Below are 25,337 nucleotides of genomic sequence, written 5' to 3' on the forward strand. Positions count from 1 at the left end.
GCCGGGAGCGGGGAATGGCAGTGAGGATCGGCATCGCGCGTGAGACCGCGCCGGGTGAGCGTCGCGTCGCGATCACCCCGGAAACCTGCAGGAAGCTCGTCGCCCTCGGGGCGGCGATCACCGTCGAACGCGGCCTCGGCCGGCACGCCCACTTCGCTGACGATGCCTATGCGGCCGCAGGCGCCGTGCTGGCCGACGATGCGGCCGCCGCGCTGGCCGGGGCCGACCTGGTGCTCTGTGTGCAGGCGCCGTCCCCGGCGCTGCTGGCAACGCTGCGGGAGGGCGCGGCGATCATCGGCCATCTGCAGCCGGAAGCGGATCCGGCGCGCGCGGAGGCGATCCGTACAGGCGGCCTCGTCGCGTTCCCGCTCGAACGCCTGCCGCGCACCACGCGCGCCCAGGCCATGGACATCCTCAGCTCGCAGGCCGGCATGGCCGGCTACAAGGCGGTGCTGATCGCGGCGCAGCTGGCGCCGCGCTTCTTCCCCATGCTGACCACCGCGGCGGGCACGATCCGTCCGTCGAAGGTGCTGGTGATCGGCGCCGGCGTGGCCGGACTGCAGGCGGTCGCGACCGCGCGCAGGCTCGGTGCCCAGGTCGAGTGCTTCGACGTGCGTCCCGAGACCCGCGAGCAGATCGAATCGCTCGGCGGCCGCTTCCTGGACCTGGGCGTCAGCGCGGTCGGCGAAGGCGGCTACGCGCGCGCGCTGACCGACGAGGAGCGCGCCGAGCAGCAGAAGCGCCTGGGCGAGCACCTGCGGGGCATCGACACCATCGTCTGCACGGCGGCGGTGCCGGGACGGCCGGCACCGAAGATCATCACGGCGGGCATGGTCGGCGGCATGGCGGCCGGCAGCGTCATCGTCGATCTGGCTGCCGAGACCGGCGGCAACTGCGAGCTGACCAGGCCGGGCGAGACCATCGACGCCGGCGGGGTCACCGTCGCCGGTCCGCTCGATCTGGCCAGCAGCGGCGCGGTGCATGCCAGCGAGATGTTCGCGCGCAACGTGTTCAATTTCGCCAGCCTGCTGGTGTCCGACGGCGCGCTGGTGCTGGACTGGGACGACGAGCTGGTGGCGAAGACCGCCTGGCCGCCGCGCGAGGGCTGAGACGCCGTCCAGCCGTCCGTCGCGTGACGGGCGGACAGGGCGCGGCGCAGGCGGCCGGCCGGGTCAGCGGCCGCGGGGCGGCGCCGGCGGCCCGGACGCTTCGGGCGGAGCCGGATGGGCCTCGACCCAGGCGCGGCGCTGCTCCCGTGTCATTGCGCCCCACTCCTTGCGCAGGGCATCGCGCTCGGCTTCGGGCAGGGTCCGCATGTGCGCGTAGAGCGCGCGCAGGGCCTCGCGCTTGTCCGGGTCCATCTGCCGCCAGCGTTCGGCGCCGCGGCGCGCGCGCTCGCGCTGTTCGGGCGCCATCTGCTGCCAGCGTTCGGCGTGTTCGAGCATGTGCGCGCGCTTGCCGGGGTGGTCGTCCCAGCGCTGGCGCAGGGGCGCGATCAGCGCCTCGCGCTGTGCCGCGCTGAGCTGGTCCCAGGCCGGCAGGGCGGCGTCCCCGCGCTCCTGGGCTGCGGCGGGCAGCGCGATGGTGGCAAGCGCCAGCATCAGCGCGGCGGTGGCGGATCGGATGCGGATGTTCGGCATGGTGCTCACTCCATGGCCAGGATCAGGCTGTCCTGCGAGGCCAGCCACAGGTACAGGTCGGGGTCTTCGTCCAGCGCGGCCAGGCCGTCGTCCCAGGCCGCGGCGTCCGCCGCTGCGCTGGCCGCGGCCAGTGACGGCGGGGAATCGCCGGCCGGCACGCTGTCCAGGCCGGGCTGGCGCAGGCCGATGCCCAGGGCGAAGACCGCGGCCAGGCCCGCCGCCAGCCACCAGCCGCCGGCGCGCCCGGCGCTGCGCGCCGGCGTGGCCGCGGGGGCGGCGTTGGCGCGGCGCACGCGCAGCTCGTACAGCGTGCGCGCCGGCACCTGCTCCACCGCCTGCGCATGCAGGGCACGGATCCTGCGGTCGAAGTCGTCGTGCATGTCGTTCATCGGAAATCCTCCAGCTGCTTCTGCAGCGCGTCGCGCGCACGCGACAGGTGTGTCTTGACCGAACCCTCGCTGCAGCCCATGACGCGCGCGGTGGTCGCCACGTCGAGCTCCTCCAGCACGCGCAGGGTGAAGGCTTCGCGCTGGCGCCGCGGCAGCCCGCGCAGCGCCGCCACCAGTCCGCCCCAGGCCTCGCGGCCGTCGTGGGCGCGGGACGGGTCGGGTTCGTCCCCGGCCCATTCCACGCCGGCTTCCTGACGCTCGTCCGCGGACGTCATCCAGCCCAGGCGAAGGGTGCGCCGGCGCTGCGCATCGACGATGCGGCTGCGCAGGATGGTCCAGAACAGCGGTGTCCATTCCTCCGCCGGCCGGTCGCGGTAGCCCAGCATCTTCACCATCGCGTCCTGCACCGCGTCCAGCGCGTCCTCGCGGTGGCGCAGCCCGGCCTCGGCGAAGCGGAAGGCGCGCGCGGCGATGCCGTCGAGGAAGGCGTCCAGCGTCGTGGCGCCGGTGGCTCCGGTCGGGGAGGCGGTGGACGGGGCGGCGGCGTCGGCTGGCATCGCATCCAGCATAGCCACCCCCGTGCCACCGCGATGTGGCTGCAGGCTGCCGTCCATCCGCACGCATCCAGTGGGGTCTGGAGGGACAACGCATGCGGGCGCCGGCGGTTGACAGCGGCAGTGGCGATGCCGGCCCGGACGGTTATGATCAGGCCGGGCAGCCCGGGGAGAGCGCGTGTGGCCGATGGATTCGTTGCGCTGTACATCTTCATGCTGGCGGCGATCGCCGGCCACGTGATCATCTCGCGGGTGCCGGTGATCCTGCACACGCCGCTGATGTCGGGCTCCAACTTCATCCACGGCATCGTGCTGATCGGCGCGATGGTGGTGCTGGGGCACGCCGACACCACGCTGGAGAAGGCGATCGGCTTCGTGGCCGTGCTGATGGGCGCGGGCAACGCCGCCGGCGGCTACGTGGTCACCGAGCGCATGCTGGAGATGTTCAAGCCCAGCGACAGGGCGAAGGCCGGCAAGGAGGGCGGCGCATGAGCGGCGAGGCCATCCTGCTGCTGGTGATCAAGTCCAGCTACCTGGTCGCCGCCACCCTGTTCCTGCTCGGCCTGCAGCGCATGGCGTCGCCGCGCACGGCGCGCAGCGGCATCCAGTGGGCCGGCGTCGGCATGGTGCTGGCCACGCTGGTCACCTTCTTCATCCCGGGCCTGCAGAACATCGCGCTGATGCTGGTCGCGGTCGCGCTGGGTACGGTGCTGGCCTGGGTCTCGGGCAAGAAGGTCGCGATCACCGACATGCCGCAGATGGTGGCCCTGTACAACGGCCTGGGCGGCGGCTCCGCGGCGGCGATCGGTGCGGTCGAGCTGCTGCGCTGGACCTCGGCCGGGCAGGCGCCCGGGATGGTCGTGCCGGTGCTGGCGCTGCTGGGCGCGCTGATCGGCTCGGTGGCGCTGTCGGGCTCGATCATCGCCTGGGCCAAGCTCGACGGGCGCATGGACAAGCGCTACAGCTTCCCGGGCATGCAGCTGTTCAACGCCGCCGTGTTCCTGGCCGCGCTGGTGCTGGGCGGGCTGCTGCTGCGCTCGCTGGGCGTGCCACTGGTGGTGGCTTTCTTCGTGGCCGCGCTGGCGCTGGGAGTGCTGATGACGCTGCCGATCGGCGGCGCCGACATGCCGGTGGTGATCTCGCTGTACAACGCGCTCACCGGCCTGGCGGTGGCCTTCGAGGGCTATGTGCTGGGCAACGAGGCCCTGATCATCGCCGGCACCATGGTCGGCGCGGCCGGCATGCTGCTGACGCGGCTGATGGCCAAGGCCATGAACCGCTCGATCGGCAGCGTGCTGTTTTCCAGCTTCGGCGCCACCGGCGAGGCCGCCGAGATCACCGGCAGCCAGAAGCCGATCGACGCCGCCGACGTGGCCGCGATGATGGCCTACGCCGAGCGCGTGGTGATCGTGCCCGGGTACGGCATGGCCGTGGCGCAGGCGCAGCACAAGATCTGGGAGCTGAGCCAGCGCCTGATCGAGCGCGGGGTGAAGGTCCGCTTCGCGATCCATCCGGTCGCGGGCCGCATGCCGGGCCACATGAACGTGCTGCTGGCCGAGGCCGGCGTGCCCTACGATCTGATCGTCGACATGGACGACATCAATCCCGAGTTCCGCAACACCGACGTCAGCCTGGTGATCGGCGCCAACGACGTGGTCAACCCGGTCGCCAAGACCGACCCGGCCAGCCCGATCTATGGGATGCCGATCCTCGACGTGGTGGAGTCGAAGAACACCATCGTGATCAAGCGCGGCAAGGGCCGCGGCTTCGCCGGCATCGAGAACGCGCTCTTCTATGCCGACAACACGCGGATGCTCTACGGCGACGGCGCCGAGGTGGCGAACGCGCTGGTGGGCGAGCTCAAGGCGCTCGACGGCGTGCACTAGCATCGGGGGCACCAGGCGCCGTGGCCCGCGGGAGCGGCTGCTGCCGCCGCAAGAACGGGATCCGTGCAGGAGCGGTCGCGGCCGTGGCCACTCCTGCAGCGCGAGGGTGGCGCGTCCTCAGCGGCCCCAGGCCGCGGCCACCACCAGGCCGGCCGCCAGCCACGCCAGGTCCACGGCATCGTTGGCCATGCGCAGCAGCAGCCAGCCGTGCTCCGGACCCAGTCGGATCATCGAATTCCAGGGCGCCAGCCCCAGCATGCGCCCGACCTGGTCGGCGGCGATCCCCCAGTTGGCGAGCGCGATCGCCAGCAGCGTCGCCAGCACCGCCCAGCCGGCGCGCGCCGTCCCGGGCCGGTAGCCGCCCATGCGCAGCAGCAGCAGCGAGTCGATGGCGGCGACCACCGCCATCCAGCTCGCCTGCCGGCCGGTGGCCTGGGCGACCAGCACCCAGGCGGCCGCGATGCCGATGCTGCCGGCCAGCGCCAGTGCCAGCGCCGTCATGGGCCGGGATCGGATGGGGGGCATGGAACGCAGCACCGTTCGGGGCGGTACAGGATAGCGTCCCGCCGGACGTTAGAATGAGCGACCTGTCCGACGGCTTCGAATCCGCATGTACTCCCGCAACAGCGAACCCGTGCGCCTGGAGCGCGACTGCGCCGCCGTGCTTGTCCCGCAGGGCGACGAGGTCACGCTGCCCGCGGGCAGCGTCGGCTACATCACCCAGGCGCTGGGCGGCAGCTTCACGGTCTTCGTCGAGGGCAACCTCTTCCGCATCGCCGGCAACGACGCCGATGCGATCGGCAAGGAGCCGCCGGAGCCGCTGGAGCTGGAGGAGGGGGCCGACGACGCGGCGGTGGAGCGCCTGGTGTGGAGCCAGATGCGCACCTGCTTCGACCCCGAGATCCCGATCAACATCGTCGATCTCGGCCTGGTGTACGAGGCCAACGTGCTGCATCGCGAGGATGGCCAGCGCCTGGTCGAGGTGCGGATGACGCTGACCGCGCCTGGCTGCGGCATGGGCGAGATCCTGGTCGACGACGTGCGCACCAAGCTGGAGATGATCCCGACGGTGGCCGAGGCCGACGTCGAGCTGGTGTTCGATCCGCCGTGGACCCGCAACATGATGTCCGAGGCCGCGCGCCTGGAAACCGGGATGTTCTGAACGGGGCGGGCGCAAGGCCCATTGCGCCTGTCTTGCGGCATCAATGTCCTGAATCGTGACCAGCGGCACGCAAAGTGGCGCTGGATGAGACGCGTTCCCGCTTGTGGCCGGCAAAGGTGTCGCTTAGCGTCACTTTGCGGACGAAATGTGTCAGTCCGCCGTTTCCGGCGGCTGCCACGAACGGGGAGGGGTTTCCCGGAGCGGCACCGCCGGCCCGCCGCCCCCGCGGCACTCCTCCGTTCCGGGAACATCATCCATGACCGACGCAATGCTCCGCCGCGCGCGCATCCACGCCCTCGCGCTGGCCACCACCGCGGCCCTGTCGTCCCTGGCCATCGCCCCCGCCCTGGCCGCCGAGCGCCTCGACCTCAGCGGCCTGCAGTCCGCTGACCAGCACGATCGATTCATCGTCAAGTACGTCGACGGCAGTCCCGAACAGGCGGGCGCCAAGGCGCGCGATGCCGCCCTGCGGGCCGCCGCGGGCGCGGTACCCGCTGCCGGGCGGCGCGCGCCGCTGGCCCTGCGCCACGAGCGCCGCATGGCCGTCGGCGCCGAAGTCGTCACCACCAGCCGCAAGCTCGACCGCGTCGAGGCCGAGAGCCTGATGCGCCAGATCGCGGCCAACCCGAACGTGGAGTACGTCGAGGTCGACAAGCTCAACACGCTGGTCATGACCCCGAACGACACCATGTTCTCGCAGCAGTGGGGCTATGGCACCGGCCCCGGCGGCATCCGCGCCACCCAGGCCTGGGACACCACCAGCGGCGCCGGCACCGTGGTCGCGGTGCTCGACACCGGCATCGCCAGCCACAGCGACCTCAACGCCAACGTGCTGCCCGGCTACGACTTCATTTCCGATACCTCGGTGGCCGGCGACGGCAACGGCCGCGACAGCGACGCCAGCGATCCCGGCGACTACTCCGGCGGCTATGCGTCCAGCTGGCACGGCACCCATGTCGCCGGCACGGTGGCCGCGGTGACCAACAACGGCAAGGGCGTGGCCGGCACCGCCTACGGCGCCAAGGTGGTGCCGGTGCGCGTGCTCGGCCGCGGCGGCGGCTACGACTCCGACATCGCCGACGCGGTGATCTGGGCCTCGGGCGGCTCGGTCAGCGGCGTGCCGGCCAATGCCAACCCGGCCGAGGCGATCAACCTCAGCCTGGGCGGCTCCGGCAGCTGCGGCAGCGCCATGCAGAGCGCGATCAACGGCGCGGTCGGCCGCGGTTCCACGATCGTGATCGCCGCCGGCAACAGCAATGCCAACACCTCCGGCTTCTCGCCCGCGAACTGCAGCAACGTCATCGCCGTGGGCTCGATCACCAGCACCGGCGCGCGCTCGAGCTTCTCCAACTATGGCGCGATCGTCGATATCGCCGCGCCCGGCTCGAACATCCAGTCCACGCTCAACAGCGGCAGCCAGGGCCCCGGCGCCGAAAGCTACGCCAGCTACAGCGGCACCTCGATGGCAGCGCCGCACGTGGCCGGCGTGGTCGCGCTGATCCAGTCGGTGTCGAACCCGGCAAAGACGCCGGCCCAGGTCGAGGCGCTGATCAAGAGCACGGCACGGGCCTTCCCGTCCACGCCCTCGCAGCCGATCGGCGCCGGCATCATCGATGCGAAGGCCGCCGTGGACGCGGCCTCGGGCGGCGGTGGCGGAGATCCGGACCCGGGTCCGGGCGACGGCGTGCTCCAGAACGGGACGCCGGTGGCCGTGTCCGGTGCTTCGGGCAGCACGCAGTACTGGACGGTCACCGTGCCAGCGGGCGCCACCGGGCTCAACATCGCCACCGCAGGCGGCACCGGCGACCTGGACCTGTACGTGCGCTTCGGCTCGCAGCCGACCACGTCCACCTACGATTGCCGGCCGTACCGTTCGGGCAATGCCGAGACCTGCAGCTTCGCCACGCCGCAGGCCGGCACCTACCACGTGATGCTGCGCGGCTATTCGGCGTACTCGGGCGCCACCCTGACCGCCAGCTACAGCACCGGTGGCGGCGGTGGCGGCAACACGCTGCAGAACGGCGTGCCGGTGACCGGCCTGTCGGGCGCGGCGTCGAGCGAGCGCCGCTACACCATCCAGGTGCCGGCGGGCCGCAGCCAGCTGCGCGTGCAGATGTCGGGCGGCACCGGCGACGCGGACCTTTATGTGCGACAGGGATCCGCCCCGACCACCACCAGCTACACCTGCCGGCCGTACCGTGCGGGCAACGCCGAGACCTGCACCATCAACAGCCCGGCCGCCGGAACCTGGCACGTCATGGTGCGCGGCTACAGCGCGTACTCGGGCGTGAGCCTGGTCGGCAGCTACTGACCGCGGGCGAGTGACGGGCGGCGGACGGGGCGATCCCGTCCGCCGCCTTGTTGTTTCCGGGGGCACGTCCGCCCCTGAGGCATGCAATCATCGACGCCGGGGCATCGACCGGGAGAAGACATGCGGATCCACCTGATGGCACTGCGGCTGGCAGCCGCCTGCGCGCTGCTGGCGACCGGCGCTGCCACCGCCCACGATAACGACGCGACCGCGTCCGATCCGATGGCCGAAGTCCACGTGGTTGCCGAACGCGGCACCTTTGAAGCCGCCCTGCGTGATTTCAGCGGCCGCGCGCTGCCCCGTCGCGACGCGGAGGGCAGAGCGCTGGTCCTGGCCACCCTGCGCGAACACCAGCTCGAGGACCTGAGCCGCCACGTGCACGAGGTCGAGCGCCGCTGCGGCGGCTATTTCGCTTTCGCCAGCCGTGCCGAGGCCGAGGCCTTCATCGCCTCCGATGCCGGCGTGCGCGGCCTGCGCGCGCCGCTGCCGGCCTATGCCGTCACCCACCAGGACATGGTGACGCCCTGGCTGGCGCAGGTGTCCGAGCCCGGGATACGGGCCACCATCACCCATCTCTCCACCGCCTGGCCGAACCGTTACTACGGCAGCAGCCATGGCCACGCGGCGCCGCTGTGGATCCGCGACCACTGGCTGTCGCTGGCTGCGGGCCGCGGCGACGTCAGTGCGGAACTGTTCATCGACTGCAGCAATTGTGGCGGCCAGCCCTCGGTGATCCTCACCATCCAGGGCACCGACCTCGCCGACGAGATCGTGGTGCTGGGCGGGCACCTGGACTCGATCTCGAACTCCGGCTGGGGCGAGAACATGGATGCCCCGGGCGCGGACGACGATGCGTCCGGCATCGCCACGCTCACCGAAGTGCTGCGCATCGCCATGGCCGAGGGCTACCGCCCGCGGCGCACGGTGATGTTCATGGGCTATGCGGCCGAGGAGGTCGGTCTGCGCGGCTCGCGCGCCATCGCGCAGCGCTTCGCCGGCGAGGGGCGCAACGTCGTGGGCGTGCTGCAGATGGACATGACCAACTACCGCTCGCCCGGTTCGACCACCGACATCCGGGTGATGACCGACAATTCGCACCCGCAGCTGGTGCAGTTCCTGCGCGACCTGTTCGACGCCTACCTGGCCCCGCTGGGCTACACCCGCGGCGAATCGTCCTGCGGCTACGCCTGCTCCGACCACGCATCGTGGACGCAGGCGGGTTTTCCGGCGGCGATGTACGACGAAGGCCCGTTCTTCCCGCTGCTGCACACGCCCCACGACACCCTGGAGCAGGTCGGCGGGACCGCCCAGCACGCCACCATCATCGCTCGCCTTGGCCTGGCGTTCATGGGCGAGCTGGGCCAGCGCGCCAGGACCCGGCTGCGGGCGCCCGCCGTGCCGCCGCCCTCGGGCCAGCCGCCGCGCATGCGCCAGCCGTCAAGGCCGCCGCGGCCCTGAGCGGCCGGACGTCGCGCGCGCGGGTCAGGCGGCTTCGAAGCGGTTCGCGCTGACGTTCTTGCGGACCTTCAGCGGGTCCCAGATGCGCCCGTTCATGGCGATGTACACGCCCGCCGCAAGCGACTGCACCGCGCCCACCGCGGTGCCGATGTTGAACTCGGCGTCGGAGCCGCGGAATCGCGCCGGGTTGAGCGCCCCGGTAAGCACGATGGTGCGGCCGTCCAGCGATGCCAGCGCCTTCGCGGTCTCGACCATCGTGTCGGTGCCGTGCGTGACCAGGACGTGGCGCGTGGGCTGCGCGGCGATGGTGGCGCGCAGCAGCTCGCGGTCGGCGTCGTCGATGTGCAGCGAGTCCTTGCGGATGATCGGGATCACGCGGAAGCGGAACGCCACGCCGAGCTCCTCGAGGATCCGGCCGATCTGCGGCTCGCCCACCTGGAAGTCCGACTTGTCGTCGAAATAGACCTTGTCGATCGTGCCGCCGGTGGTGACGATCAGCAGTTCTTCCATCGCGTGTTCCTCGATTGCGCCAGCCGGGGCCCGCGTCGCGCGGGCCGGGTGCGCATTCTAGTCCTTCGCGGTGCCGCGCCTGTCCCGGCGCCCGCCGAAGCGCGCCTGCAGGGCCGGCCAGCTCGTGGCCGCGACGATGCCCAGCGCCAGCAGCACCTCGCCCAGCGCATAGGCGCGGCCGTCCGCGCGCGACCAGGCCAGCATCACGCCGTGGCAGAACCACCCCAGCGCCAGCACGCTCGACCAGAAGGGGGCGGTGCGGCGCCGGGCCAGCACGCCGATCGCCAGCAGCAGCGGCGGCAGCGAGAACACCGCCAGCGCCTGCAGGTAGCGGGCATCACCCGCGAACCAGGCCGCGAACAGCGCCGCCAGCGCCAGCAGCAGCACGGCCAGCAGCCGCCGCGACGTCGCCAGCGGCATCAGCCCAGCCTGGCCGCGAGCGCCGCGATGCGCCGGCCGAGCGCGCGGGCAAGCTTCGCCTCTTCGTCGCTCGGTGCAGGATCGTTGTCGCCGCCGGCGACGTGGCTGGCGCCGTACGGGGTGCCGCCGGTGCGCGTCGCCGACAGCCCCGGCTCGGTGAACGGGATGCCGGCGATGACGCAGCCGTGGTGCAGCAGCGGCAGCATCATCGTGAGGAGCGTCGATTCCTGGCCGCCGTGCTGGGTGGCGGTGGAGGTAAAGACCGCCGCCGGCTTGCCGACCAGCGTGCCGCTGGCCCATTCGCTGCCGAGGCCGTCGAGGAAGTGCTTCATCGGCGCGGCCATGTTGCCGAAGCGGGTCGGGCTGCCGAGCAGCAGGCCGGCGCATTCGGACAGGTCGCGGGGCTCGACGTAGGGCGCGCCTTCCTCCGGGACCGGCGGCTGCGTGGCCACGGTCACCGGCGCCACCGGCGGCACCGTGCGCAGGCGCGCGGACATGCCCTCGACTTCGCCGATGCCGCGCGCGATCTGGCGCGCCAGCGCGGCCACCGAGCCGCCGCGGCTGTAGTACAGGACCAGGATTTCGGGCATGGCGACTCCTCCGGGGGCCGGGAAGCATAGCGGCAGCGGCCGGGGCGCGCTGCGGCGGCGCCGGTGCGATCGGTTAACCTCGCCACGATGGAGCCACTGGACTCGCTCAACCACTGGGCCGACCGCCTGCGCGACCGCGCGCGCGCGATGAGCTTCGCGCGCTTCCTGTGGCGGCGCTTCCTCGACGACCGCCTGTTCGAGGCCGCCGGCGCGCTGTCGTTCACCACCACCTTCGCCCTGGTGCCGCTGTCGATGGTGGTGTTCGGCGTGCTGTCGGCGTTCCCGGTGTTCGAGGAGTGGCGCGACCTGCTCAGCGAGTTCGTGTTCGCGAACTTCGTGCCCAGCTCGGCGCAGGGCATCCGCGACTGGCTGATGTCGTTCTCCGAGAACACCGGCAAGCTGACCGCGGTCGGCGTGATCGCGCTGGTGGTGTCGGTGCTGGTGACCCTGTTCGGGATCGAGTCCGCATTCAACCGCATCTGGCGCGTGCACACCGCGCGCCCGCAGCTGTCGCGCTTCCTGGTGTACTGGACGGTGCTGACCCTGGGCGCGCTGGTGGCGGCGGCCAGCCTGTCGGTGGTCGGGCGGCTGTTCGCGCTGGAGGTGTTCCGCAGCGGTGCCGGGCAGTGGCTGCAGGCGGCGCTGCTGGGCGCGGCGCCGGTGCTGATCGAACTGCTGGCGTTCGCGATGATCTACCGCGTGGTGCCGCATCGCACGGTGCAGTGGCGGCATGCCTTCGCCGGCGCGCTGGTGGCGGTGGTGCTGCTCGAGATCGGCCGGCGGCTGATCAGCGTCTACCTCGGCAGCTTCAACGCCTACCAGAACATCTACGGCGCGGTGGCCTTCGTCCCGATCTTCCTGCTGTGGCTGTACTTCGGCTGGGTCAGCGTCCTGCTCGGCGCCTCGTTCGCGGCCTCGGTCTCGGCCTTCCGCTACCAGCCCGCGCACCTGCGCCTGCCCCAGGGCTACGAGCTCTACGCGATGCTGCGCCTGCTCGACCGCTTCCGCGAGGCGCGCGCCACCGGCCACGGCCTGCACAGCGACCGGATCCTGGATTGCGAGCCGGTCCTCACCGATGCCCTGGTACAGGAAACCCTGGGCCAGCTCGCCTCGATCAACGTGGTGCGCCGCGCCGAGTCGGGCGAATGGCTGCTCTCCCGCGACCTCGACGAACTGACCCTGGCCGAACTCTACGAAGCCGGGCAGCTGCGTATTCCGATCACCGAAGCCCGCCTGCCGGGCGCCGACGACGCCCGCGGCGCGGCGGTGATCGCCACCATCGATGCGCTGCGCCTGCCGCTGCGCGACCTCCTGCGTCGCCGCGTCGGCGACTGCCTCGCCCAGCCCCGGGAATGACCGCCATGCCGCTCCGCCACACCCTCGCCATCTGCCTGGCCCTGCTGCTGCTCGCCGGCTGCCAGCGCGACCAGGCCGACACCGCCGCCGCACCGGCCACCGGCGCCGCGGCCGGGCAGGGCCAGGACGCGGATGCGCCCGGCGATCGCGACGCCGGCGACGCGCAGCCGGCCGCTCCCGGCGAGGCGGCCGACGCTCCCGCCTCCAGCGAGGAATTCCCGGCGCTGGTCGTGACCACGCTCGACGGTGCGCGCTACGACCTGGCCGAGCGCCGCGGCCGCTGGGTCGTGGTCAACTTCTGGGCGACCTGGTGCGCGCCCTGTCTCAAGGAAATGCCCGAGCTGTCCGCGCTCGACGCCCTGCGCGAACACGTGGAGGTCATCGGCCTCGCCTACGAGGAGACCGATGCCGATACCCTGCGCGCGTTCCTGGCCAGGCACCCGGTGGTGTATCCGGTGGCCATCGTGCGCACGTACGAGCCGCCCGCCGATTTCCCGACGCCGCGGGGCCTGCCGCTGACGGTGCTGGTCGCCCCCGATGGCCGCAGGGTGAAGACCTTCCTGGGCCCGGTCACCGCGCTCGAGCTGGAGCAGGCGATCGAGGCCGCCGGCGGGCCCGCGCCGGGCGAGGGTGCCTGAGGCCGGGCGAGGCCGCCCGGGCCCGGGCTTGCGGGTGCCGCGCGCGGGCTGGCAGCGGCCTCAGTCCTCGCCGCCGTACGGTGGGATCGGCTGAAGGACGCCGTAGCGCTCCTTCGACGGCTTGCCGGGAAGCGGCGCGAAGCCGGGCTTGTTCGCCGGCACGGTCACGTCCGGAAGCCGGTCGAGCAGGTGCCGGATCAGCGCCAGCCGCCCCGACTTCTGGTGGTTGAAGTCCACCAGCGTCCACGGCGCATGATCGGTATGCGTGGCCGCGAGCATGTCCTCGCGTGCGCGGGTGTAGTCGTCGTAGCGCAGGCGGGCCTCGACGTCGATCGGTGACAGCTTCCAGGCCTTGAGCGGATCCTCCAGCCGTTCGGCGAAGCGTTCCTCCTGCTGTTCCTGGTCGCAGCACAGCCAGTACTTGAACAGCCGGATGCCGTCGTCGACCAGCAGCTTCTCGAACATCGGCGCCTGCGCCAGGAAGGCCTCGACCTGGGCGTCGGTGGCGAAGCCCATCACCTTCTCGACGCCGGCGCGGTTGTACCAGCTACGGTCGAACAGCACGATCTCGCCCGCCGTGGGCAGGTGCCGCACGTAGCGCTGGAAGTACCACTCGCCCTGCTCGCGCTCGCCCGGCTTCGGCAGCGCCACCACGCGGTACTGGCGCGTGTCCAGGTGCTCGGTGATGGCCTTGATCGCGCCGCCCTTGCCGGCGGTGTCGCGGCCTTCCATCACGATCGCGATGCGCTCGCCGCAGTGCCGCGCCCAGCGCGCCATCGCGACCAGCTCGTGCTGCATGGAGCGCAGCTCCGCGTCGTACTCCTTGCCCTTGAACGTCCTCATCGCACTTCCTCCGGATGGTCCTGCGACAGCCGCCGGCTGGCGCCCGCGGGTCACGCCTGGTGCAGCTCGATGGCCGCCGGCGGCAGCCCGTCGCGGTGGCGCGTGGCCATCGCCCGGGCCATGGTCGCGAAGTCGCGCGCGAAGCCGGCCATGTCGAACAGGCCCGAGCCTGCGCGAAGTCCGTGCAGGCGGCTGCGAAGATCGCGCAGGCGGGCCGGGTCGTTGCCCAGCGCAGTGGCCAGTGCGATGAACGCCGCGTCATCGGCCACGTTGAGCTCGCCAAGTCCCAAGTGGTGGTTGAGGCTGCCCGCCACGCGCGCGGCGAAGGTGCGGCCCGGACGCGTCAGCACCGGGCAGCCGGCCCAGAGCGCGTCGGACGCGGTGGTGTGGGCGTTGTAGGGATTGCTGTCCAGGAACAGGTCGGCGAGCTGCAGGCGCGCGAGGTAGTCCGCGTGCGGCTGCTTGGTCATGAACACCAGCCGCGCCGGGTTCACGCCCGCGGCCATGGCCGCGGCGCGCAGGCGGTCGTCGCCGCGCCCGGGGCCGGACAGCAGCCACAGCACGCTGCCCGGCACGCCGCGCAGGATGGCCATGGCGCGCGCGAAGCTGGCCGGGTTGGTCTTGTAGCTGTTGTTGAAGCAGCAGAAGACCACGCCCTCGTCCGGCAGCCCGCACGCCCGGCGCGAAGGCGGCGGCGCCGGCGCCCGCCGGGTATCCGAGGGCTGGAAGCAGCGCGGCAGGCGCGCCACGGCTTCGCTGAAGCCTGCCTCCAGCGCCGGCGGCAGCACGAATCCGTCCGCCAGCACGTAGTCGATCCACGGCGCGCCCGACGTGCCCGGATAGGCCAGCCAGTTCACCTGCACCGGCGCCGGACGCATCGCCAGCACCGCCGGCGCGCCGCCACCGCCCCAGCCGCGCAGGTCGTGGAGGATGTCGATGCCGGCGTCGCGGATACGCATCGCCACCTGCGCATGCGGCAGGGCCGCCACGTCGTGCAGTGTCGTCGCGACCTCGAGCCGCTGGCGCACCGCGCTGCCGTCGCCGGGATTGAGCGCGAACAGGTGGACCTCGAGGCCGGGCTCGGCGCGCAGCGCCTCCAGGAAGGCGACCGTGAGCAGGCCCGTGGGGTGGGCGCCGAATCCGTTGGACAGGAAGCCGAGGCGCAGCGGGCCGGTGCCGCCGGCCGCGCGTGCCGGCAGCGGCCGGACCCGGCGCGCAACTTGGGCCGCGCTCAGGCGCGCGCAGCGCAGTTGTTCGAGGGCGTCGGCGTCCTCGCTGAGGAAGGCGAACGGCTCCACGGCCGCCTCGCCGCGGGCGACGGCGCCGCGCACCTGCGCCGACAGCGCGTCCAGCCCGCGCCAGTCGCACAGCCGCCGGCGCCAGGCCAGCAGGTGGGCCGCGATCTGCGCCGCGTCGGGCGCCAGGGCATGCGCGCGGGCGTAGGCTTCGGCGGCGGCTTCGGCCTCGCCGGTGTCCTCCAGCACGTGGCCCAGCCACAGCGCGATGCCGGGATGGCCCGGCGCCGCGCGCGCGGCCTGGCGCAGGCTGTCGGCGGCGTCGCGGTGCCGGCCCTGCATCCACTGCAGCCGGCCCAGGCGGGCGAGCGCCTCGGGATGGCCGGGTGCCAGCGCCAGCGCGCGCTGCACCGCCGCCTCGCCCGCGGCCGCGTTGCCGGCGTCGAGTTCGGCGTCGGCCAGCACGATCCAGGCGATGGCGTTGCCGGGGGCCGCGGCGACCGCGCGGCGGGCCTCGTCGCGGGAGTCGCGCGCGATGCTCATGCGCGCGGCCCCGGGCTCACGCCGCCTGCTCCGACAGCCGCGCCAGCGCGTCGGCCTGGTGCTCGCGTGCGACGCGGTCCACCAGCGCGTCGAGCGCGCCGTCCATCACGTTGGGCAGGTCGTACAGGGTCAGGCCCTCGACGCGATGGTCGGTGATCCGGCCCTGCGGATAGTTGTAGGTGCGGATGCGCTGGCTGCGGTCGCCGCTTCCGACCTGCAGCTTGCGGCTGGCGGCGGTGGCGGCGGCGCGGCGCTCGGCCTCGGCGTCGGCGAGCGTGGCGCGCAGGCGCTTCATCGCCTTGTCGCGGTTGGCGTGCTGGCTGCGCTCGGTCTGCGACTCCACCACCACGCCCGAGGGCAGGTGGGTGATGCGGATCGCCGAGTCGGTCTTGTTGACGTGCTGGCCGCCGGCGCCGGACGAGCGGAAGGTGTCCACGCGCAGGTCGGCGGGGTTGATCTCGATCGGCTCGCCTTCCTCCTCGACGGGGATGATCGCGACCGTCGCGGCCGAGGTGTGGATGCGGCCCTGGGACTCGGTTTCGGGGACCCGCTGCACGCGGTGGGTGCCGGATTCGAACTTCAGCCGGGCGTACGCGCCCGCCCCCTCGATCCGGGCCACGGCCTCGCGGAAGCCGCCGTGCTCGCCGGGGTTGGCGGACTCGATTTCGACCCGCCAGCCCTGGCGCTCGGCGTAGCGCGTGTACATGCGCAGCAGGTCGCCGGCGAAGATCGCGGCCTCGTCGCCGCCGGTGCCGGCGCGGACTTCGAGCCAGATGCCGCCGTCGTCGCGTGCGTCGCGCGGGACCAGCAGGGCCATCAGGGTGTCGTCGAGTTCGGCCAGGCGCGCGTTGGCCGCCTCGGCCTCGTCCTCGGCCAGTTCGCGCAGCTCGGGATCTGCGCGCATGGCTTCGGCGGCTTCGAGATCGGCGCGCGCGCGGGCCTCGTCGGCGAGCGCGGCGGCCAGCGGTTCGAGGCCGGCGAATTCGCGCGACAGGGCGCGGAACTTCGCCTGGTCGGCGGCGATCGAGGGCTCGGCGAGCAGGCGCTCGAGCTCGTCGCGGCGTTCGGCCAGGGCTTCGAGCTTACGGCGCAGCGTCGGCAGCATCGCGTCGGTCGTCGGAGGCGTCGTCGTCGGGAGGCAGCATCCGCGAGACCGCGTCGAGCATGGCGTCGTCGCCGCTGGCCGCGGCGTCGCGCAGCGCCGCGGTGGGCGGGTGCAGCAGACGGTTGGTGAGCGTGTGCGCCAGGTATTCCAGTGCGGCCTCGGGCGAGCCACCCGCGGCCAGCTGCTGCCGGGCGCGTTCCAGCACGTCGGCCTTCACCGCTTCGCCGTGGGCGCGCAGGCGCCTGATCGGGCCGCTGCGGGCGCCGGTGGCCTGCAGCCGCGCGTACTGTGCCACCTGCAGGTCGATGATCGATTCGGCGGCGTCGGCGGCTTCGCGGCGGTTGCGGCGGTTGTCCTCGACCGCGCGTTCCAGGTCGTCCACCGAGTACAGGTAGGCATCCCGCAGCCCGCCGACCTCGGGTTCGATGTCGCGCGGCACGGCCAGGTCGAGCAGCAGCATCGGGCGGTGGCGGCGCGCGGCCAGCGCCGTTTCGACGTCGGCGCGGCGGATCACCGGCTCGCGGCTGGCGGTGGCCGACAGCACGATGTCGGCCAGGTGCAGGTGGTGCTGCAGCTCCTCCAGCGGCAGCGCGGTGCCGCCGTGGCGGTGCGCGAGCTCCTCGGCATGGCGGTAGGTCCGGTTGGCGACCATCAGCCGCTTTACCTTCGCCGCGGCGAGATGGCGGGCGGCCAGTTCGATGGTCTCGCCGGCGCCGACCAGCAGCGCGACCGAATCCTCGGGCCGCGCGAAGCTGTCCTGCGCCAGCCGCACCGCCATCGAGGCCATGGACACCGGGCTGTTGCCGATCCGGGTCTCGGTGCGCGCGCGCTTGGCGGTGACGAAGGCGTGCTGGAACAGGCGGTCGAGGTGGCCGCCCAGGGTCCCGGCGCCGCGCGCGGCCGCCCAGGCCTGCTTCACCTGGCCGAGGATCTGCGGCTCGCCCAGCACCATCGAATCCAGGCCGGTGGCGACGCGGAACAGGTGGCGGGCGGCATCGTCGCCGGCGTGCCGGTACAGGTAGGCCTGCAGCGAGCCCGCATCGCCCATCGGGTCCTCGGGGTGGGTCGCCAGCCAGTTCACCAGCGCGCGGCCTTCGTCGTCGGCGACGGCGTAGAGCTCGGTGCGGTTGCAGGTCGAGAGCAGCGCGACCTCGCGCACCCCCGGCAGGCCGCGCAGGTCGGCCAGCGCGCGCTCCAGCCGATCGTTGGCAAAGGCCACCCGTTCGCGCAGTTCGACCGGCGCGGTCTGGTGGTTGAGGCCGATGGCGACGAGGCTCATGTGTTCAGGGGCTTGCGATAAAGTGCTGGCATGACACGGTCTCATTTTACGGTGCCCGCGCCCCGCGCGTCCCGGACCCTCCCCGGCGGCCGCCCCGGCCCGGTGTTTGCCCGCGTGCAGGTGCTGGGCGCCGCGCTGTGCCTGGCGCTGCTGTCGGCACCGTCCATGGCGCGCAAGCCGCCCGCCGGGCCGCCCCTGCGCGAGGCGCTGGCCGCCGAGTTCGCGGTCTCCGCCGGGCGCCCGGACGAGGCCGTCGACTGGTATCTCGAAGCCGCGCGCGCCGCGCCCGGCGACGCCGCGCTGGCCTCGCGCGCCACCCAGTACGCGCTGATGGGCCGCGACGACGCCGCGCTGCGGGAGGCGCTGGCGCTGTGGAGCGCGCGCGCGCCGGACTCGATCGGCATGCAGGGCGCGAGGGCGACCCTGGCGCTGCGCACCGGCCGCGCCCGCGCCGCGCGGGCCGAACTGGAAAAGATGCTGCGCGAGGGCGGGGCGCGCGGCTGGCTGGCGGCCTACGCCGTGCTGGGCACCGGCAGCCGCGACCCGGAGCTGTCGGCGCGGGTGCTCGGCCAGCTGTTCGAACGCGACGCACTGCCCACCCAGCCGATGGCCCTGGCCGCGGCCGGCCAGCTGGCGCTGGGGCTGGGCGACGACGCCCTGTTCGGGCGCATCGACGAGGTCGCGCGTGAGCTGCATCCCGCCGATCCGGCCATGGGCCTGCTGCGCGTGAGCCACCTGCATCGCGCCGGCCGCAGTGCCGAGGCGCGCCAGGTGCTCGACGCCCTGGCCGCCGGCGACCCCTCGAATCCACGCATCCGCGAGCGCATCGCCCTGGGCTACGCCGAGCTGGGCGACCCGGCCGCGGGGGCCGCGCTGCTCGGGGCCGGCCCGGCACCCGGCGACGACCTCGGCCAGATCGCCCTGCGCGCGTCCCTGCTGGCCGATGCCGACGACAAGCAGGCGCTGGAGGCGCTGTACCAGGGGCTGTCGGCCGGGGCCGAAGTCCCGAATCCGGCCCGCCGCCTGCTGCTCGGCCAGGTGGCCGAGTTCCTCGAGCGTCCGGGCGAGGCGCTGGAGTGGTACCGCAGCGTGCCGGGCGGCGAGCAGCGCGACACCGCCCGCCTGCGCGAGACCAAGGTGCTGCACGACCTCGACCGCCGCGACGAGGCCTGGGCCGCCCTGCGCGCGCTGCAGCAGGACGCCGCGGCCGACGACCGCCTGCGCCGCGACGCCTATCTGATGGAATCCGAGCTGCGCCGCGCGGATGGCGACGATGCCGCCGAGCTCGATGCGCTGGCCCGCGGCCTGGCCGCCTTCCCGGACGAATCGGCGCTCCTCTACTCGCGGGCGCTGATGTGGGAGCGCCGCGACGACATTCCGCGCGCCGAGGCCGATCTGCGCCGCATCCTGGTCGCCGAGCCCGACAGCACGGCGGCGCTCAACGCGCTCGGCTACACCCTGGCCGATCGCACCGACCGCTACGAGGAGGCGCTGGAGCTGATCGAGCGTGCGCGCATCGCCGAGCCCGCCAACGCCGCGATCATTGACAGCTACGGCTGGGTGCTGCATCGCCTGGGGCGCGACGAGGAGGCGCTGGTCGAGCTCCGCCGGGCCTTCGTGCTCGAGAAGGACGCCGAGATCGCCTCGCACGTGGGCACCGTGCTCTGGCAGCTGGGGCGGCGCGACGAGGCGATGGAGTGGTTCGAGCAGGCGCGGTCGATCGATCCGGAAAACCGTTCCCTGCGCCGCGCCCTCGAGGACATCGGCGCATGAGGGCGCTGCGGATCCTGACGGCGCTGGCCTGTGCCGCCGCGCTCGCGGCCTGCGCGACCCGGCTGCCGGAGCCGGCAGCGGTGCCGGCGCTGGATGCCGCGGCCCGGGCCCGGGCCGAGGCGCTGCAGGCGGTTCGCGCCGAGGCGCTGCTGGCCGATCCGGCCTGGCAGCTGGAAGGCCGCGCGTCGATCACCCGCGCCGGCAAGGGCGGCAGCGGCCGCATCGAATGGCGACAGGACGGACCGGCCTTCGAGGTCGCGCTGGCCGCGCCGGTGACCCGGCAGAGCTGGCGGCTGGCGGTGGACGGCGGCGGCGCGCGCCTCGAGGGGCTGGAAGGCGGCACCCGCCACGGTCCCGACGGCCAGGCGCTGCTGTTCGAGGCCACCGGCCTCGAGGTGCCGGTGGAGGCGCTGGGCGCCTGGCTGCGCGGGCTGCCGGCCGACGAGGCCGTGCACGGCCCGGCGCGGCTGGAGTTCGGCGCCGACCTGCTGCCGGCGCGGCTGGAGCAGGTGGGCTGGGCGATCGACTTCCGCGCCTGGCGTCCGTCGACCGGCGGCGCGCCCGCGCTGCCGCTGCGCATCGACGCCCGCCGCGGCGATGCCGGCGTGCGCCTCGTGGTCGACGCGTGGAGCGGGGCGGAGCCGTGAGCGCGGCTGGCTGGTCGGCCTGGCCCGCGCCGGCCAAGCTCAATCTGTTCCTGCGCATCATCGGCCGCCGCGCCGACGGCTACCACGACCTGCAGACGGTGTTCCGGATGCTGGACTGGGGCGACACGGTTCACCTGCGCCCGCGGACGGACGGCCGGATCGTCCGCCACGGGCCGGATCTCGCGGCGGTGCCGGAGGCGGCCGACCTCAGCCTTCGTGCCGCGGACATGCTGCGATCGGAGTTCAATGTCGGTCATGGCGTCGATATCCGCGTCGAAAAGCGCACGCCGGCCGGTGGCGGCTTCGGCGGCGGTTCGTCCGACGCGGCCACGGTGCTCCGGGCACTGGACGCGATCTGGGGGCTGGAGGCCGGCGTGGACCGGCTGGCCGCGATCGGGGCCAGCCTGGGCGCCGACGTGCCCGTCTTCGTCCACGGCCACAACGCCTGGGCTGAAGGCGTGGGCGAACGGCTGTTCCCGGTGGATCTCGCGCCGGCCTGGTACCTGCTCGCCCACCCGGGCGTCCACGTGGCCACCGCGACCCTGTTCCAAGCCCCTGAATTGACGAGGGATGCCGCGCCCGCGACAATATCCGACTTCGCTTCGGGTGCTCCGCTCGGCAACGTGTTCGAGCCGGTGCTGCGTGGCCTGGAACCTGCCGTCGAGGCGGCCTTCCAGGCGCTTGCGCACGTCGGCACGCCACGCCTTACCGGGACGGGCAGTGGTTGCTTCGTCGAGTTCGCCGCGCGCGGGCCCGCCGAGGACGCGCTCGCCCGGCTGCCGCAAGGGCTCGGTGCCCGCGTGGTCGCCGGTGCGCCGCGCTCGCCGCTGCTGGATGCACTTGCGGCCTGGTCACCGCAGGGGCGTCGCCAAGAGGTCCAAGGCACCGGGTTTTGATCCCGGCATCCGCAGGTTCGAATCCTGCCGCCCCTGCCAGTTACATCCCTGTCCTGCAGCGTCCAGCGGAGTAGTCCCGTGAAAAAGGAAGATGGCAACCTGCTGATCTTCTCCGGCAATGCCAACCGTCCGCTTGCGCTCGAGGTCTGCCGCGAGCTCGGCGTGCGTCCCGGCAAGGCGCTGGTGTCGACGTTCTCCGACGGCGAGGTCCAGGTCGAGATCGAGGAGAACGTGCGCCGCCAGGACGTGTTCGTGGTGCAGTCCACCTGTGCCCCGACCGCCGAGCACCTGATGGAGCTGCTGGCCCTGATCGACGCGCTCAAGCGCGCCTCGGCCAGCAGCGTCACCGCGGTGGTGCCGTACTTCGGCTACGCCCGCCAGGACCGCCGCATGCGCTCCTCGCGCGTGCCGATCACCGCCAAGCTCGCCGCGCGCATGTTCACCGCCGCCGGCGCCGACGGCCTGCTGACCGTCGACCTGCACGCCGACCAGATCCAGGGCTTCTTCGACATCCCGCTGGACAACGTCTATGCCTCGCCGCTGCTGCTGGCCGACATCTGGCGCGCGCACGGCACCGACAACATGGTCGTGGTCAGCCCGGACGTGGGCGGCGTGGTCCGCGCCCGCGCGATCGCCAAGCGGCTGGACGACGCCGACCTCGCGATCATCGACAAGCGCCGCCCCAAGGCCAATGTCGCCACGGTGATGAACATCATCGGCGACGTGGCCGGCAAGACCTGCGTGCTGGTCGACGACATCGTCGACACCGCCGGCACCCTGTGCGCGGCCGCCGCGGCGCTGAAGGCGCAGGGCGCCACCAAGGTCGTCGCCTACTGCACCCACCCGGTGCTGTCGGGCGCGGCGATCGACAACGTCACCCGCTCCCAGCTCGACGAGCTGGTGGTGACTGATACCATTCCGCTTTCCGACGCGGCCCGCGCCTGCGGCCGCATCCGCCAGCTCAGCGTCGCCGAGCTGCTGGCCGAGACCATCCGCCGCATCGCCGGCGGCGAGTCGGTGAGTTCGCTGTACGTGGACTGACGACCCTCGGGCCGCGATCCGCTGTTTCCGCTTTTCCGGCTCCCCTGGTCGCGGGGGAGCCATCTTTCCGCCGCGAGGCGGGCCAACCCAGCAAGTGAGCAATCCACAATGAGCAATCACAAGATCACGGCCGCCGGCCGCAAGGACGAGGGGAAGGGTGCGAGCCGCCGCCTGCGTCATGCGGGCAAGGTCCCGGCCATCGTCTACGGCGGCGACGCCGCCCCGCAGAGCATCCAGCTCGACCAGGAGAAGACCTGGGTCGCCAGCCAGCACGAGTGGTTCTACTCGTCGATCATCGACCTCGAGGTCGACGGCAAGGTCGAGACCGTGCTCCTGCGCGACATGCAGCGTCACCCGTACAAGCAGGTCATCATGCACCTGGACTTCCAGCGCGTCAGCGCCAAGGAAGCCATCCGCGTGCACGTGCCGCTGCGCCTGGTGAACGCCGAAGGCTCGCCGGCCGGCAAGACCGCGGGCGTGGTCCTGACCCAGGAGCTGAACGACGTCGAGATCGTCTGCCTGCCGGGCGACCTGCCCGAGTCGATCGAGGTCGACCTGTCGGCGATGGAGGTCGGTGCCACCGTGCACCTGTCCGAGGTCGCGCTGCCCAAGGGCGTCGAGCTGGCCGTCAAGCTGGACGAGGGGCACAACCCCGCCGTCGCCGTGGCCCGCCACGCGCGCGTGGAGGCCGAGCCCGAGGTCGAGGCCGACGAGGCTGGCGACGTCCCGGCCGCGAAGCAGGACGACGCCGAGGAGAAGTAAGGCGCCCTGCGCCGGCGCTTCCGCAGTGGAGCGCCGGCCTGCGCCGATGCGATGGACGGCATCCGCCTCATCGTCGGGCTGGGCAATCCCGGCCCGGAACACGCGCGGACCCGGCACAACGCCGGGTTCCGCTTTGTCGACGCCCTGGCCGAACGCGAAGGCGAGCGCTTCAAGGTCGACGGCAAGCTGTTCGGGGAGACCGCGAGGGTGCGGGTGGCCGGCCACGAGGCCTGGCTGCTGAAGCCGGCCACCTTCATGAACCTCAGCGGCAAGTCGGTGGCCGCCGCGCTGCGCTTCTGGAAGATCGAGCCGGAGCAGGCGCTGCTGGTCCACGACGAGCTTGATCTTCCTCCGGGCGTCGCCCGGCTCAAGTTCGACGGCGGCCACGGCGGCCAGAACGGGCTGCGCGACACCATGCGCCTGCTCGGCCACGGCCGCTTCCACCGCCTGCGCATCGGCATCGGCCACCCCGGGCACAAGGACCGGGTCACCGGCTGGGTGCTGGGGCGGGCGTCGCCGGACGACGACATTCTCATCGGCCGCGCCATCGACGACGCGCTCGACGTGCTGCCGCTGGCCATGGAGGGCAACTTCATGGACGCGATGACGCGGCTGCACACCAACAGGACCTGACACACCATGGGCATCACCTGCGGCATCGTCGGCCTGCCGAACGTCGGCAAGTCGACTCTTTTCAACGCGCTGACCAAGGCCGGCATCGCCGCTGCCAACTTTCCCTTCTGCACGATCGAGCCCAACGTCGGCGTGGTGCCGGTGCCCGATCCGCGCCTGAACGCGCTGGCGGAGATCATCAAGCCGCAGAAGGTGATCCCGACCGCGGTCGAGTTCGTCGACATCGCCGGCCTGGTGGCGGGTGCGGCCAGCGGTGAGGGCCTGGGGAACAAGTTCCTGGCCCACATCCGCGAAGTCGACGCGATCACCCACGTGGTGCGCTGCTTCGAGCACCCCGACGTCATCCACGTCGCCAACCGCGTCGATCCGCTGGCCGACATCGACACCATCGACACCGAGCTCGCCCTGGCCGACCTGGAGTCGGTGGACAAGGCGCTGCAGCGCGCCGAGCGCTCGGCCAAGACCGGCGACAAGGACGCGAAGGCGCGGGTCGAGGTGCTGGCGCGCGTGCGCGCGGGGCTGGACGCGGGGACGCCGGCGCGCGCGCTGGGATTGTCCGAGGACGATCGGGCGGCGGTCCGCGACCTGTTCCTGCTGACGCTCAAGCCGGTGATGTACGTCGCCAACGTGCTCGAGGACGGCTTCGAGGGCAATCCGCACCTGGACGCCGTGCGCGGCCGGGCGGCGGGCGAGGGTGCCGAGGTGGTGCCGGTCTCGGCCGCGATCGAGGAGGAGCTGAGCCAGCTCGACGAGGCCGACCGCGACGAGTTCCTGAAGGACCTGGGCCTGGACGAGCCGGGCCTCAACCGGGTGATCCGCGCCGCCTACAGCCTGCTGGGCCTGCAGACCTACTTCACCGCCGGCGTGAAGGAGGTCCGTGCCTGGACGGTGAAGGCCGGGTCCACCGCGCCCCAGGCGGCCGCGGTGATCCACACCGACTTCGAGAAGGGTTTCATCCGCGCCGAGACCATCGGCTACGACGACTTCATCCGCTACCAGGGCGAGGCCGGCGCGCGCGAGGCGGGGCGGCTGCGCCTGGAGGGCAAGGAATACCGCGTCCAGGAGGGCGACGTCCTGCATTTCCGGTTCAATGTCTGAGGCCGGCGGGCCTTCCTGCCGGCGCCGGGAACGCGTTGGCGGGAAATTGCTTCGCAGGCGTTGACAGACGGATTCTTGACCGCCAAAATTACGGGCTGTTTCAGCGGTTTGTTTGCGCTGGAGGGATACCCAAGCGGCCAACGGGGGCAGACTGTAAATCTGCTGGCTTACGCCTTCGGTGGTTCGAATCCACCTCCCTCCACCAGTACTTCCCCTGCGCGGGAGTAGTTCAATGGTAGAACCTCAGCCTTCCAAGCTGATGGTGCGGGTTCGATTCCCGTCTCCCGCTCCATTGCGGGTATCATTGGAGACTTCCCCCGCCAGGGCACAACTCACGCTCACGTAGCTCAGTCGGTAGAGCACCTCCTTGGTAAGGAGGAGGTCGATGGTTCGATTCCATTCGTGAGCACCATCTTCGGGCCGCAGCGGCAAGCGCGGCCCTTCATTCCAACAGTTCAGCGAGATACGCAATCATGGCCAAGGGCAAGTTCGAGCGCACCAAGCCCCACGTGAACGTGGGCACCATCGGTCACGTGGACCACGGCAAGACGACGCTGACGGCGGCGCT

General features: G+C 72.5%; 27 protein-coding genes and 4 tRNA genes. 20 read left to right on the forward strand and 11 right to left on the reverse strand.

Features of this window, described 5'->3' with window-relative positions:
- Positions 1–14: 14 nt before the first annotated feature.
- Positions 15–1,109: an NAD(P) transhydrogenase subunit alpha gene (locus IE168_RS12845; RefSeq protein ID WP_189498866.1), complete on the forward strand. Its 1,095-nt coding sequence runs from the start codon at positions 15–17 to the stop codon at positions 1,107–1,109.
- 63 nt (positions 1,110–1,172) lie between these two features.
- On the opposite strand, the gene IE168_RS12850 is transcribed toward IE168_RS12845, so the two are convergent.
- From IE168_RS12850 to IE168_RS12860, 3 genes are read right to left on the reverse strand one after another with little or no spacing between them, the layout of a single operon-like run.
- Positions 1,173–1,640 (reverse strand): DUF3106 domain-containing protein, encoded by a 468-nt coding sequence (locus IE168_RS12850; protein WP_189498867.1) that lies wholly within the window; start codon positions 1,638–1,640, stop codon positions 1,173–1,175.
- Positions 1,641–1,645: 5 nt separating this feature from the next.
- Positions 1,646–2,029: a hypothetical protein gene (locus IE168_RS12855; protein ID WP_189498869.1), complete on the reverse strand. Its 384-nt coding sequence runs from the start codon at positions 2,027–2,029 to the stop codon at positions 1,646–1,648.
- A complete protein-coding gene (locus tag IE168_RS12860; protein ID WP_189498872.1) occupies positions 2,026–2,598 on the reverse strand; it encodes an RNA polymerase sigma factor in 573 nt (190 codons plus the stop codon). Before IE168_RS12860 ends, IE168_RS12855 begins: the two co-directional genes overlap by 4 nt.
- A 165-nt stretch (positions 2,599–2,763) precedes the next feature.
- On the opposite strand from IE168_RS12860, the gene IE168_RS12865 reads away from it, so the two are divergent.
- The gene (locus IE168_RS12865) at positions 2,764–3,075 is read left to right on the forward strand and encodes an NAD(P) transhydrogenase subunit alpha part 2 (RefSeq protein ID WP_189498874.1); all 312 of its coding nucleotides are present in this window, start codon (positions 2,764–2,766) and stop codon (positions 3,073–3,075) included.
- Positions 3,072–4,469: an NAD(P)(+) transhydrogenase (Re/Si-specific) subunit beta gene (locus IE168_RS12870; protein WP_189498876.1), complete on the forward strand. Its 1,398-nt coding sequence runs from the start codon at positions 3,072–3,074 to the stop codon at positions 4,467–4,469. The genes IE168_RS12865 and IE168_RS12870 overlap by 4 nt, the downstream gene beginning before the upstream one ends.
- A 117-nt stretch (positions 4,470–4,586) precedes the next feature.
- On the opposite strand, the gene IE168_RS12875 is transcribed toward IE168_RS12870, so the two are convergent.
- Positions 4,587–4,970 carry a hypothetical protein gene (locus IE168_RS12875; protein WP_189498878.1) on the reverse strand — a complete coding sequence of 128 codons (384 nt, stop codon included), beginning with the start codon at positions 4,968–4,970 and terminating at the stop codon, positions 4,587–4,589.
- A gap of 109 nt (positions 4,971–5,079) precedes the next feature.
- Between IE168_RS12875 and sufT the strand changes: the two genes are divergently transcribed.
- From sufT to IE168_RS12890, 3 genes are all read left to right on the forward strand, one after another.
- A complete protein-coding gene (gene sufT, locus IE168_RS12880; protein ID WP_189498880.1) occupies positions 5,080–5,631 on the forward strand; it encodes a putative Fe-S cluster assembly protein SufT in 552 nt (183 codons plus the stop codon).
- A gap of 256 nt (positions 5,632–5,887) precedes the next feature.
- Positions 5,888–7,942, forward strand: a complete 2,055-nt coding sequence (locus IE168_RS12885) for a S8 family peptidase (RefSeq protein ID WP_229823542.1) — start codon at positions 5,888–5,890, stop codon at positions 7,940–7,942.
- Positions 7,943–8,062: 120 nt separating this feature from the next.
- Complete coding sequence (locus IE168_RS12890; protein WP_189498882.1) at positions 8,063–9,400, forward strand: M20/M25/M40 family metallo-hydrolase; 1,338 nt, start codon at positions 8,063–8,065, stop codon at positions 9,398–9,400.
- A gap of 24 nt (positions 9,401–9,424) precedes the next feature.
- Here the strand turns inward: IE168_RS12890 and IE168_RS12895 are convergent, their stop codons facing one another.
- The 3 genes from IE168_RS12895 to wrbA are packed head-to-tail and all read right to left on the reverse strand — an operon-like array spanning position 9,425 to position 10,920.
- Positions 9,425–9,910, reverse strand: coding sequence for an asparaginase domain-containing protein (locus IE168_RS12895; protein WP_189498884.1), 486 nt, complete (start codon positions 9,908–9,910; stop codon positions 9,425–9,427).
- Positions 9,911–9,967: 57 nt separating this feature from the next.
- Positions 9,968–10,330, reverse strand: a complete 363-nt coding sequence (locus IE168_RS12900) for a DUF2069 domain-containing protein (protein ID WP_189498886.1) — start codon at positions 10,328–10,330, stop codon at positions 9,968–9,970.
- Positions 10,330–10,920, reverse strand: a complete 591-nt coding sequence (wrbA, locus tag IE168_RS12905) for an NAD(P)H:quinone oxidoreductase (protein WP_189498888.1) — start codon at positions 10,918–10,920, stop codon at positions 10,330–10,332. The genes IE168_RS12900 and wrbA overlap by 1 nt, the downstream gene beginning before the upstream one ends.
- Positions 10,921–11,007: 87 nt before the next feature.
- Here wrbA and IE168_RS12910 point away from each other — a divergent pair, with 87 nt between their 5' ends.
- Together IE168_RS12910 and IE168_RS12915 are read left to right on the forward strand one after the other, a co-directional pair.
- The gene (locus IE168_RS12910) at positions 11,008–12,276 is read left to right on the forward strand and encodes a YihY family inner membrane protein (protein ID WP_189498890.1); all 1,269 of its coding nucleotides are present in this window, start codon (positions 11,008–11,010) and stop codon (positions 12,274–12,276) included.
- Positions 12,273–12,914: a TlpA family protein disulfide reductase gene (locus IE168_RS12915; RefSeq protein WP_189498893.1), complete on the forward strand. Its 642-nt coding sequence runs from the start codon at positions 12,273–12,275 to the stop codon at positions 12,912–12,914. Before IE168_RS12910 ends, IE168_RS12915 begins: the two co-directional genes overlap by 4 nt.
- Before the next feature lie 60 nt (positions 12,915–12,974).
- Here the strand turns inward: IE168_RS12915 and ppk2 are convergent, their stop codons facing one another.
- From ppk2 to hemA, 4 genes are read right to left on the reverse strand one after another with little or no spacing between them, the layout of a single operon-like run.
- Complete coding sequence (ppk2, locus tag IE168_RS12920) at positions 12,975–13,757, reverse strand: polyphosphate kinase 2 (RefSeq protein WP_189498895.1); 783 nt, start codon at positions 13,755–13,757, stop codon at positions 12,975–12,977.
- 50 nt (positions 13,758–13,807) lie between these two features.
- Positions 13,808–15,535, reverse strand: a complete 1,728-nt coding sequence (locus IE168_RS12925) for an O-linked N-acetylglucosamine transferase, SPINDLY family protein (protein WP_189498897.1) — start codon at positions 15,533–15,535, stop codon at positions 13,808–13,810.
- Between the two features lie 16 nt (positions 15,536–15,551).
- Positions 15,552–16,640, reverse strand: a complete 1,089-nt coding sequence (prfA, locus tag IE168_RS12930) for a peptide chain release factor 1 (protein WP_189498899.1) — start codon at positions 16,638–16,640, stop codon at positions 15,552–15,554.
- Complete coding sequence (hemA, locus tag IE168_RS12935) at positions 16,618–17,919, reverse strand: glutamyl-tRNA reductase (protein ID WP_189498901.1); 1,302 nt, start codon at positions 17,917–17,919, stop codon at positions 16,618–16,620. Before hemA ends, prfA begins: the two co-directional genes overlap by 23 nt.
- A 165-nt stretch (positions 17,920–18,084) precedes the next feature.
- Between hemA and IE168_RS12940 the strand changes: the two genes are divergently transcribed.
- The 12 genes from IE168_RS12940 to IE168_RS12990 form a co-directional block, all read left to right on the forward strand.
- Positions 18,085–19,692, forward strand: a complete 1,608-nt coding sequence (locus IE168_RS12940; protein ID WP_386659048.1) for a tetratricopeptide repeat protein — start codon at positions 18,085–18,087, stop codon at positions 19,690–19,692.
- Positions 19,689–20,339: a lipoprotein insertase outer membrane protein LolB gene (gene lolB, locus IE168_RS14630; protein WP_229823555.1), complete on the forward strand. Its 651-nt coding sequence runs from the start codon at positions 19,689–19,691 to the stop codon at positions 20,337–20,339. The genes IE168_RS12940 and lolB overlap by 4 nt, the downstream gene beginning before the upstream one ends.
- Positions 20,336–21,235, forward strand: coding sequence for a 4-(cytidine 5'-diphospho)-2-C-methyl-D-erythritol kinase (gene ispE / locus IE168_RS12945; RefSeq protein WP_229823556.1), 900 nt, complete (start codon positions 20,336–20,338; stop codon positions 21,233–21,235). Before lolB ends, ispE begins: the two co-directional genes overlap by 4 nt.
- Positions 21,198–21,274, forward strand: a tRNA-Gln gene (locus IE168_RS12950). Before ispE ends, IE168_RS12950 begins: the two co-directional genes overlap by 38 nt.
- Before the next feature lie 39 nt (positions 21,275–21,313).
- Positions 21,314–22,276 carry a ribose-phosphate diphosphokinase gene (locus tag IE168_RS12955; RefSeq protein ID WP_189498907.1) on the forward strand — a complete coding sequence of 321 codons (963 nt, stop codon included), beginning with the start codon at positions 21,314–21,316 and terminating at the stop codon, positions 22,274–22,276.
- A gap of 108 nt (positions 22,277–22,384) precedes the next feature.
- Positions 22,385–23,038, forward strand: coding sequence for a 50S ribosomal protein L25/general stress protein Ctc (locus tag IE168_RS12960; RefSeq protein WP_189498909.1), 654 nt, complete (start codon positions 22,385–22,387; stop codon positions 23,036–23,038).
- A 51-nt stretch (positions 23,039–23,089) separates the two neighbouring features.
- Positions 23,090–23,671, forward strand: coding sequence for an aminoacyl-tRNA hydrolase (gene pth, locus IE168_RS12965; RefSeq protein ID WP_189498911.1), 582 nt, complete (start codon positions 23,090–23,092; stop codon positions 23,669–23,671).
- Between the two features lie 6 nt (positions 23,672–23,677).
- On the forward strand, positions 23,678–24,769 hold the full coding sequence (ychF, locus tag IE168_RS12970) for a redox-regulated ATPase YchF (protein ID WP_189498913.1): 1,092 nt from the start codon (positions 23,678–23,680) through the stop codon (positions 24,767–24,769).
- Between the two features lie 119 nt (positions 24,770–24,888).
- Positions 24,889–24,974 (forward strand) — tRNA-Tyr (locus IE168_RS12975).
- 13 nt (positions 24,975–24,987) lie between these two features.
- Positions 24,988–25,061: transfer RNA gene (locus IE168_RS12980), tRNA-Gly, on the forward strand.
- Positions 25,062–25,105: 44 nt separating this feature from the next.
- A tRNA-Thr gene (locus tag IE168_RS12985) sits at positions 25,106–25,181 on the forward strand.
- A 61-nt stretch (positions 25,182–25,242) separates the two neighbouring features.
- A partial coding sequence (locus IE168_RS12990; protein ID WP_038054197.1) for a GTP-binding protein occupies positions 25,243–25,337 on the forward strand: 95 nt, incomplete at its 3' end.

The sequence above is a fragment of the Luteimonas padinae genome (assembly GCF_014652935.1).
GTDB lineage: Bacteria > Pseudomonadota > Gammaproteobacteria > Xanthomonadales > Xanthomonadaceae > Luteimonas > Luteimonas padinae.

Excerpts from the sequence above, each read along its gene's own strand:
- IE168_RS12850 (WP_189498867.1), bottom strand. The coding sequence starts at position 1,640 with ATGCCGAACATCCGCATCCGATCCGCCACCGCCGCGCTGATGCTGGCG.
- IE168_RS12940 (WP_386659048.1), top strand. The coding sequence starts at position 18,085 with ATGGCGCGCAAGCCGCCCGCCGGGCCGCCCCTGCGCGAGGCGCTGGCC.
- IE168_RS12925 (WP_189498897.1), bottom strand. The coding sequence starts at position 15,535 with ATGAGCATCGCGCGCGACTCCCGCGACGAGGCCCGCCGCGCGGTCGCC.
- IE168_RS12915 (WP_189498893.1), top strand. The coding sequence starts at position 12,273 with ATGACCGCCATGCCGCTCCGCCACACCCTCGCCATCTGCCTGGCCCTG.
- sufT (WP_189498880.1), top strand. The coding sequence starts at position 5,080 with ATGTACTCCCGCAACAGCGAACCCGTGCGCCTGGAGCGCGACTGCGCC.
- hemA (WP_189498901.1), bottom strand. The coding sequence starts at position 17,919 with ATGAGCCTCGTCGCCATCGGCCTCAACCACCAGACCGCGCCGGTCGAA.
- ppk2 (WP_189498895.1), bottom strand. The coding sequence starts at position 13,757 with ATGAGGACGTTCAAGGGCAAGGAGTACGACGCGGAGCTGCGCTCCATG.
- wrbA (WP_189498888.1), bottom strand. The coding sequence starts at position 10,920 with ATGCCCGAAATCCTGGTCCTGTACTACAGCCGCGGCGGCTCGGTGGCC.
- IE168_RS12890 (WP_189498882.1), top strand. The coding sequence starts at position 8,063 with ATGCGGATCCACCTGATGGCACTGCGGCTGGCAGCCGCCTGCGCGCTG.
- IE168_RS12895 (WP_189498884.1), bottom strand. The coding sequence starts at position 9,910 with ATGGAAGAACTGCTGATCGTCACCACCGGCGGCACGATCGACAAGGTC.
- IE168_RS12875 (WP_189498878.1), bottom strand. The coding sequence starts at position 4,970 with ATGACGGCGCTGGCACTGGCGCTGGCCGGCAGCATCGGCATCGCGGCC.
- lolB (WP_229823555.1), top strand. The coding sequence starts at position 19,689 with ATGAGGGCGCTGCGGATCCTGACGGCGCTGGCCTGTGCCGCCGCGCTC.
- ychF (WP_189498913.1), top strand. The coding sequence starts at position 23,678 with ATGGGCATCACCTGCGGCATCGTCGGCCTGCCGAACGTCGGCAAGTCG.
- IE168_RS12960 (WP_189498909.1), top strand. The coding sequence starts at position 22,385 with ATGAGCAATCACAAGATCACGGCCGCCGGCCGCAAGGACGAGGGGAAG.
- IE168_RS12885 (WP_229823542.1), top strand. The coding sequence starts at position 5,888 with ATGACCGACGCAATGCTCCGCCGCGCGCGCATCCACGCCCTCGCGCTG.
- IE168_RS12900 (WP_189498886.1), bottom strand. The coding sequence starts at position 10,330 with ATGCCGCTGGCGACGTCGCGGCGGCTGCTGGCCGTGCTGCTGCTGGCG.
- IE168_RS12845 (WP_189498866.1), top strand. The coding sequence starts at position 15 with ATGGCAGTGAGGATCGGCATCGCGCGTGAGACCGCGCCGGGTGAGCGT.
- IE168_RS12855 (WP_189498869.1), bottom strand. The coding sequence starts at position 2,029 with ATGAACGACATGCACGACGACTTCGACCGCAGGATCCGTGCCCTGCAT.
- prfA (WP_189498899.1), bottom strand. The coding sequence starts at position 16,640 with ATGCTGCCGACGCTGCGCCGTAAGCTCGAAGCCCTGGCCGAACGCCGC.
- IE168_RS12910 (WP_189498890.1), top strand. The coding sequence starts at position 11,008 with ATGGAGCCACTGGACTCGCTCAACCACTGGGCCGACCGCCTGCGCGAC.
- pth (WP_189498911.1), top strand. The coding sequence starts at position 23,090 with ATGGACGGCATCCGCCTCATCGTCGGGCTGGGCAATCCCGGCCCGGAA.
- IE168_RS12860 (WP_189498872.1), bottom strand. The coding sequence starts at position 2,598 with ATGCTGGATGCGATGCCAGCCGACGCCGCCGCCCCGTCCACCGCCTCC.
- IE168_RS12870 (WP_189498876.1), top strand. The coding sequence starts at position 3,072 with ATGAGCGGCGAGGCCATCCTGCTGCTGGTGATCAAGTCCAGCTACCTG.